Source organism: Chrysiogenia bacterium, assembly GCA_020434085.1.
GTDB lineage: Bacteria > JAGRBM01 > JAGRBM01 > JAGRBM01 > JAGRBM01 > JAGRBM01.
The window spans coordinates 1-7,686 of sequence record JAGRBM010000051.1 but is presented as its reverse complement, the minus strand read 5'-3'; the positions used below and the strand labels follow the sequence as shown (position 1 = coordinate 7,686).

The 7,686-nt window shown below is 63.9% G+C and carries 7 protein-coding genes; 2 read left to right on the top strand and 5 right to left on the bottom strand.

Annotated elements, in window-relative coordinates; genetic code table 11:
• The 3 genes from KDH09_01625 to KDH09_01615 all read right to left on the bottom strand — a co-directional run.
• Positions 1–497: hypothetical protein (locus tag KDH09_01625; protein MCB0218369.1), on the bottom strand; the 497-nt coding region annotated here is incomplete at its 3' end.
• Complete coding sequence (locus KDH09_01620; protein ID MCB0218368.1) at positions 494–1,777, bottom strand: hypothetical protein; 1,284 nt, start codon at positions 1,775–1,777, stop codon at positions 494–496. The genes KDH09_01625 and KDH09_01620, both read right to left, overlap by 4 nt.
• Before the next feature lie 54 nt (positions 1,778–1,831).
• On the bottom strand, positions 1,832–3,349 hold the full coding sequence (locus tag KDH09_01615) for a fumarate hydratase (protein MCB0218367.1): 1,518 nt from the start codon (positions 3,347–3,349) through the stop codon (positions 1,832–1,834).
• Positions 3,350–3,594: 245 nt separating this feature from the next.
• On the opposite strand from KDH09_01615, the gene KDH09_01610 reads away from it, so the two are divergent.
• Complete coding sequence (locus tag KDH09_01610; protein ID MCB0218366.1) at positions 3,595–4,149, top strand: nuclear transport factor 2 family protein; 555 nt, start codon at positions 3,595–3,597, stop codon at positions 4,147–4,149.
• A 4-nt stretch (positions 4,150–4,153) separates the two neighbouring features.
• Positions 4,154–6,097 (top strand): hypothetical protein, encoded by a 1,944-nt coding sequence (locus KDH09_01605; GenBank protein ID MCB0218365.1) that lies wholly within the window; start codon positions 4,154–4,156, stop codon positions 6,095–6,097.
• A 9-nt stretch (positions 6,098–6,106) separates the two neighbouring features.
• Here KDH09_01605 and KDH09_01600 read toward each other — a convergent pair whose 3' ends face one another.
• Both KDH09_01600 and KDH09_01595 read right to left on the bottom strand, forming a co-directional pair.
• Positions 6,107–6,796 (bottom strand): hypothetical protein, encoded by a 690-nt coding sequence (locus KDH09_01600; GenBank protein MCB0218364.1) that lies wholly within the window; start codon positions 6,794–6,796, stop codon positions 6,107–6,109.
• Entirely contained in the window at positions 6,793–7,578 is a 786-nt protein-coding gene (locus KDH09_01595) for a hypothetical protein (protein ID MCB0218363.1), read from the bottom strand. The genes KDH09_01600 and KDH09_01595 overlap by 4 nt, the downstream gene beginning before the upstream one ends.
• Positions 7,579–7,686 lie beyond the last annotated feature (108 nt).

The following is a 7,686-nucleotide window of genomic DNA, read 5'->3' as shown; positions in this document are numbered from 1 at the left end:
TAGAGCCGGAAGAAGCCCCAGTGCTGGCGCACCACGTGGTAGTAGGCCCAGAGCTTGAAGAAGGTGAAGAAGACGTAGTAGCCGATTGCCAGAGAGCCCGCAGGAAAGCTCAGCCCGACAAGACCCGCTCCGGCGGCAAGAAAGTAGGGGCTCAGCACCGCCAGCGGGCCGAGCGCGAAGAACCAGAAGGAGCGGCGAATTTCCCTGCGACGGATCTGCCACTCATCGGGATCGAGCAGCGTTCTTCCGAGCGTGGCCCACAGGTGGGGCCCGTCGAGCAGAAAGGCCCAGGACCAGAACACCAGCACGGTGAGCGTGATGGGAAGCTCGGCCCCGAAGAGCGAGAATGTCCAGAGGGGATCGTTGAGCGGATCGGCCAGCCCGCGGCCCAGCAGGAGAATCAGTGCGACATAGAACCAGCCCGCCAGTGCCGAGCCGACGTACCAGGTAAGGTCCGTGCGCCGATCGGCGATCCAGTGGAAGGCAACGCCCCTCACTGGTCCTCCTGATCGCTCCGAATCCAGTCGTTGTGGCTCAGCACGCGATAGGGGAGGTTCCGCTGGCAGAAGTTCTCAATGGCCATGACGCCCGTCCAGTCGGTCTCTCCCCTGCGGCGGGTGCGAAGCAGCACGCTCATGTCGGTAAACTTGGGGTTCCCGGCATTTTCGCGGCAGATGTGGCGCGCGATGCTCCAATACACGAGGGGGTCGCAGTGGATGCGCCCTGGCATGTGGGGCGCGCGAAGCGGCAGTCGACCCGCTTTGCCATCTGGATTGTAGACGAGCGCGACGGACTGGCATTCAAGCGGCGCGTCGAACATGTGCAATGCGAAGAAGCGCCCCTCGCCGGTAATGGCGGAATCTCCCGGATAGAGGTGCGGAATGAACTGAATGGTGAAGAACCCGCCCAGCAACACGCCCAATGCGACCTTGCGGCTGCGTGTGAGCGAGGGGGCGTCGGGGATCTCAAGTTGCGGTGGCGGCAGCATGTAGCGCTCGAGCACGAAGATGCTCAGGATGCACACCATCAGCAGCGGATAGTAGAAGCCCACGATGCCCCACGAGGCCAGGTGGAAGAGCGCAAGTTGCGCCATCGTCGCCCAGAACAGCCAGGGACGCCTGGAAAGCAGGCCGAAGATCAGGACGAGTTCCAGAACAATCACGTAAACGCAGCCGGCGGGGATGAGCGAGCTGGGAATGAGCAGGAGCTCCTTGCCCATGAGCGCCTCGCCGGAAATCCACTCGGGATTGAGCTTGATGATGCCGGCCCAGAAGTAGAACAGGATGACGAGGTAGCGGATGGCCACGCGCTTTCCCGGAACGAAGAGGAACGCCAGCATCGACCAGTAGAGCATGTAGTGCTGGTTGAGCCGCAGCCGGTAGTCCTGGAAGAGAAAGAAACCCCGGTAGAAGAGCAGCGCGACGAGAATCCAGTAACCCGCCCTGGCAAAGCGAGGGCTGGCAAACGCGGCGACGGCAGCGAGCGAGACAGCCAGGTATCCCAGCAGCAGCGCGCTGATCGTCCCGCCGGAGAAGACGCGCACCAGGTGGCAGTCATTGAAGAAGGGCCAGCAGATGGGAATGGCGTCGGAAGCGAGCACCTCCGCCACCGGCAGCCGGAACTGCCAGTAGGCAAAGGTCAGCACGTTGGCCAGCGCCAGCGCGAGGCCGAAGAACTGCAGCGCCCGGTCGCGCTCGATCTCCTCGATGTTGCGGCGGATCCATCCCATGGTGCTCCAGCGGTACACGCGGCGCGCTGCGATGTCCAGCCGCCGCAAACAAAACGGGCCGCGCCTTCCGGCGCGGCCCGCTGAAATTGGCATATGGCGGCGTTACTTCCCGGCGCCCTCGGCGATTTTCTTCTGCCACATCTGTGGGCCGGTGACGTGGACGGAGTTGCCCTCGGAATCGACGGCGACGGTAACGGGCATGTCCTGCACCTCGAATTCGTAAATGGCTTCCATCCCGAGGTCCTCGAAGGCCACGAGCCGCGAGGAACGGATTGCCTTCGAGACGAGGTAGGCGGCGCCGCCCACGGCGATGAGGTAGCAGGACTTGTGCTTGCGGATGGACTCGACTGTCTCGGGGCCGCGCTCTGCCTTGCCGATCATGCCCATGAGGCCAGTCTTGTCGAGCATCATATCGGTGTAGGAGTCCATGCGCGTGGCGGTGGTGGGGCCTGCAGGCCCAACCGCCTCGTCGCCCACAGCGCGCACCGGGCCCACGTAGTAGATGAAGCGCCCGCGGAAATCGACGCCTTCGGGAAGGGGCTCGCCCTTGTCGAGCAGTCCCTTGAGGCGCTTGTGCGCGGCGTCGCGGCCGGTGAGCATCTTGCCGGAAATGAGCAGGGTGTCGCCCGCCTTCCAGCTGCGCATCTCTTCGTCGCTGATGCCGTCGATGTTCACGCGCTTGGCACCGGTGCTGAATCCCTCTCCAAGATCCGGCCAGATGGACAGATCGGGGGGCGTGAACTCCGCCGCGCCGCTGCCATCGAGCTGGAAGTGGATGTGACGGGTAGCCGCGCAGTTGGGAATAAGCGCCACGGGCAGTGAAGCCGCGTGGGTCGGGTATTCCATGATCTTGACGTCGAGCACCGTAGTCAGGCCGCCAAGGCCCTGCGCGCCGATACCCAGCGCGTTGGCGCGCTCGTAGATTTCCAGGCGCAGCTTCTCTGCCGTCGTTTTGGCACCGCGCTCCTTGAGCTCGTGAATGTCGACGGGCTCCATGAGGGATTCTTTGGCCATCACCATCGCCTTGTCGGCGGTGCCGCCGATGCCGATGCCGAGCATTCCCGGCGGGCACCAGCCGGCGCCCATCTTGGGCAGCATCTCGATGACCCAGTCGGCCACGCTCTGGTTGGGATTGAGCACGGTGAACTTGCTCTTGTTTTCCGAGCCGCCTCCCTTGGCGGCCAGCGTCACGTCCACCTTGTCGCCGGGCACCATCTCGATGTGCACGACGGCGGGCGAGTTGTCCTTGGTATTGATGCGCGCGCCGGCCGGATCGCTCACGATGGAAAAGCGCAGGGGATTCATCTCATCCTTGTAGGCGCGCCGCACGCCCTCATCGACCATTTCCTGCACGGTCAGGCTCGAATCGAACTTCGCGTCCATGCCAATCTTGACGAAGCAGGCAACGATGCCCGTGTCCTGGCAGATGGGGCGGTGGCCCATGGCCGACATGCGGGAGTTGACCAGGATCTGTGCCATGGCGTTCCTGGCCGCCTCGGACTCCTCGCGCTCGTAGGCTTCCTTGACGGCTTCGATGAAGTCGGTCGGGTGATAGTAGGAAATGAACTGGAGGGCGCGGGCGACGCTTTCGATGAGATCGTCTTGTTTGATGACTGCCATGAACCTTGGGCTCCGGGAGCTGGGCTCGGCCCCGCACTCGGGCGGGCCGGCGGGCGTCCGGCTTGGGACGTGTGGAGGGTTATAGCGCCCCGACGCGAATATGCCAGCGCACGCCGGGGTGCCCCATGCCCCGACGGAGAGGTGGCCCTCGCGTCGGCGTGAATGATCGGCTAGTGTCGCGCCAGCGCCGCTGCCCGCAAGGGCCGGGGCCCTAGCCAGCGCGAATCCCGCAGGGAGAGACTCTCATGGCCACTGCCAAGAAGACCAACCAAAAGACGAAGAAGACTGCAAAGAAAACCGCGAAGAAAGTCGCCAAAAAGGCTACTGCGAAAACAGCCAAAAAAGCGGTGAAGAAGGCCGCAAAGAAGGCGGCCCCGCTCGCAACGGGCGAGGAAAATATTGCCATCGTCCGCGCATTCCTGCGCGCGTGCGAGAAGAATGATGTTGCCGGCGCCTGCGCAATGCTCTCGGAAAATGCCGTCTATCACAACATTCCGCTGCCCCCGATTCGCGGTAGGAAGCGCATCCAGGCGACCCTCGAAAACGCGATGAAGTGGACCCGTGATTTCCGCGCGGTCAATGTGAACGTCGCCGCCGGAGGAAACGCCGTGCTCACCGAGCGCATCGATTCCATGGTTGTCGCCGGGATCTACGTCGAGCTGCCGGTGATGGGTACTTTCGAGATTCAGAACGGCAAGATCACCGCCTGGCGCGATTACTTCGACCTCATCCAGATCATCCGTCAGCTTGCCACCGGAATGCCGGGCCTGTTGAAATTCATTCCAGGGCTCTCGAACTAAGACGATGTTCCGCGCTCTTGCCCCGTTGGTGCGTCTGCTGCTGGCGATCTTATTGATCGCCGGTGTAGGCGGGTGCGCGCAGAAGGCGGATGCGCCCGATGCACCCGCCGAGGCCGCCGAGAGCGCGCCCGCCGAACCGGCGGGGCCCGAGCCCTGGGAAGACGAAATCGAAACGCTGCAGGGCAAACTCGACGCCGCGTTGGAGGCGGAGAACTACCCCCTCGCCGAGGCCCTCTCGCTGGAGGCCATCGGTCTGCTGCCGACTGAAAACGCCTACGCGCGCCTCCAGTTCCTGCCCGGATTCGTTGAGTCGCTGGCCTTCGCGCTCAGCAAGCAGGACAAGCTCGAAGCTGCCGAAGAGCGCTACCGGGAGCTGCTGAAGCTGTGGGAGGAATCTCCCGTTCCCGAGGAAACCTCCTACCAGCGCCTTCCCACGCTCTTTGAGTATGCAACGCTTCTTGGGGAGCGGGGCAGGCCGGAAGAACAGGAACAGATCCTCAAACGCGCCGTGCTGCTCTCGCAGTCGCTGGTGCGACGGATCAATGGTTATTACCTCGAACAGCCGGTGCAGCAGGCGGGCGGGCAGACCTTTGCCAGCTATTTCAGCAGCGCGCTGCTGGAGCTGGCCCGCTACTACACGGAACACAAACGCTACGACGAAGCCAATCAGGTCTTTGCCCGCGCGGTGTGGAGTGTGGAACGGCTCTTTGCCATGGACCCGGCCGCGGTGGGAGAAGTGCGCGGCTACTACGAGGAATTCGCCGCGAAGTTCCCCGATACCGTCGAGCGCCTGAGCTTCAAGCCGGGCGTGCCGACCTACGAGGAAGCGCCGGCGATTGCGTGGCTCGATGTGGTGCCCGACTTCGAGGAGGGAGACCTGCTTCACTGGGGCAAGCTCTGGTACGAAGCCCAACGCGCCGAGGGCGAGGGCGATCTGGATACGGCGCTGGAGTGCTACCTGCAGGGGCTGGAGGTCACGCGCGCCTTCAATGCAAGCGAAAACCAAAAGAGCGACACACTGCTCTACTCGCTGAGCGCTGCAGGCCGGGTCCTGCACAAGCTCGGGCGCGACAAGGAAGCGGCGGATATCTACGCCGACTCCATCGAAGTGCGGCGCGGCTGGGATGAGAAGCAGCTCATCGTCGGGCTGATCGAGTCCGGCTCGTTTTATCTGAGTGCCCACATGACCCAGGAAGCCGCCGCCGCCCTTGAAGAGGCGCTTCCGCTGGTGCAGAAGACCTTTGGCAATACCCACACCAACTATGCGTTGGTGAGGTCGTTGCTGGCCGACGCCGCTTTCCAGCGCGGCGACGACGCCCGCGCGGTGGAGGGCTGGGATCGCTACCTGCTGGGGCTGGAGATGGTCCTCGGCTTTCCCAATGAGTGGCTGACCATGCTCTTCGACGACTACGCCGCGGCGCTTGGCAATCTCAAACGCTCGGAGCAGCTCGCGCAACTTCGTGCCTACCGCAACGCGCTCGACCGCATCCCGAGCTTCGAGCCTGCCCGCCGGGCGCTGGTGGCCTGCCGCGGCGCGCTCCAGCAGGACCGTGATGTAACCAAGGCGAAGGCCTGTTTCGACGGCGCGCTCAGTGCCTTTCCGCTCTTTCCCAGTGGCTACCGTTTTGCGGGCTCTTCGCTGCTCTGGTTCGCCGACGCCAACGCCGAATCGATCGCCTACTTCGAGCAGGCGATCAACCAGTTCGCAATCTACCCGGTGGTCTACAACGAGATGGCCTATGCCTACATCGGGCTTGAACAGCTCGATGCCGCCCTGGGCGCCGCCCAGTTTCAGGTCAAGCTCGCGCCGGGCGACCCCAACGCCTACGACACGCTGGGTGATGTCTACAAAAATCGCGGCGAGATGAAACAGGCAATCGAGGCATTCCAGACTGCCTGCGCGCTGGGGATGAAGACCTCCTGCGAGCGCAGGGAACTCCAGAAATAGAACTGCCGCCTAGTAGCGGACGTGCCACTCCCGCGCGAGTATCGCGCATTTTTCCTGAATGAACCTTCCATCGATGGGATCGAAGTCTTCGCCTGGCTTGAGGACGAGCGCGATGCCGAGCTGCTCACGTGCGCGATTTTGGCGATGGTGATCCCAGAGGGCTTCGGCCAGGTAGTAGCGTGAGCGCGCGTTGAGCGGATCGCTGGCGACCGCGGCCTCGCCATGGCGGATCGCGCGCGAGAGATCGCGCTTGGGCCAGGGAAGCTTGAAGTAGTAGCGGCACCAGATGCGATCGATTCCGCCGTGATCGAACTGCGGGTCTGCGCGCCCGGCTGCTTCGAGGTGCGCGCGGAATTTGCGCTCGACGCCGCGGATGATGGCCTCGGGAATACCGATCCCGAGCGACCATTCGCCGGCGCAGGTGGTGGCCCAGTAGTGGCCCTCTGGTTTCTCGGGTTCCATGCGCGCGGCCCGCTCTCCGGCTTCAAATCCCTCGCGCCCGGCATCGCGCTTGGTGGCGGTGTCCTCGGTCTGCTCGCCCAGCCACCAGAGCGCCCGCGAGAGTCGCCACCAGGCACCGAAGTCATTGCGCCGGTGCGCAACCGCATCGCGACACATGCGCACCAGTTCCTGCGCCCCTCCGGGCTGGTCGCGCTTTTCAAAGTAGTATCGGTCGATCTGCTCCGCGCTCTTGTTCAAAAGCCCCACTCCTTTGCGCGCGCGCGGCAGAGCCGCTGGTTGAGCGCGCCGTCGATCGGGTCGTAGTCCTCTTCGGGTTTCATCGTGAGACATTTCGAGAGCATTGCATGAGCCGGCTCATCGCGATCGCGGGCCTTGAGGGTGTCGGCGAAATAGAAATGAGCCCGGATGCTGCGCGGACCCTTCTCCAGCGCCGCGCGGCAGTGGGCCTCGCTCTTTTCGAGATCGCGCTTGGGCCAGGGAAGCCGGTAGTAATAACGGCACCAGATGCGGTCGGGACCGCCGTGGAAAATGTCGGGAGAGAGCTTTTCTGCGGCGCGCAGCTCCGTGAGAAACTTGTCCTCGAGCCCCTCCCAGAGCGCGCGCACGATACCGATCCCCTCCGACCACTCGCCGACGCCGGCGGCGGCGTAGTAGTGGCCCTCGGGTTTGTCCGCGGCAAGTGCGGCGGCTTCGATGCCGGTCTCGTAGGCCAGGCGCCCGAGCCGCGCCATTTCATCGGAGTCGGATGCGCTCTCGGCCGCCCACCAGTAAGCGCGGGCTAGTTTCCAGTGCGCCTCGTAGTCACCCGGCAGGCACTGGGCGACGAGCTCGTAGCGTTCCACGAGCTCTTCGGTGACGGGCGGCTCGTCGCGCCGGGATTCAAAGAGCGCATCGCATTCAGTGAGTGTCTGGCGCGCCTCATCGGGCGAGAGCGGGGTGTCCTGGGAGTTGGCGACGAGAGGAAAGAACAGCGGATACAGCAGGAGCGCAAGCGCAAGAAACGCCGGACGCCGTCTCATCGTTGTGTGGCAAATGCCACGCATTGTCGCAACCGCCTCCCGCTACAGGGCCGCTCACATTGAGGATAGTGTTAGTTTTACCTCACATCGGCTGCGCGCCACAAGGGC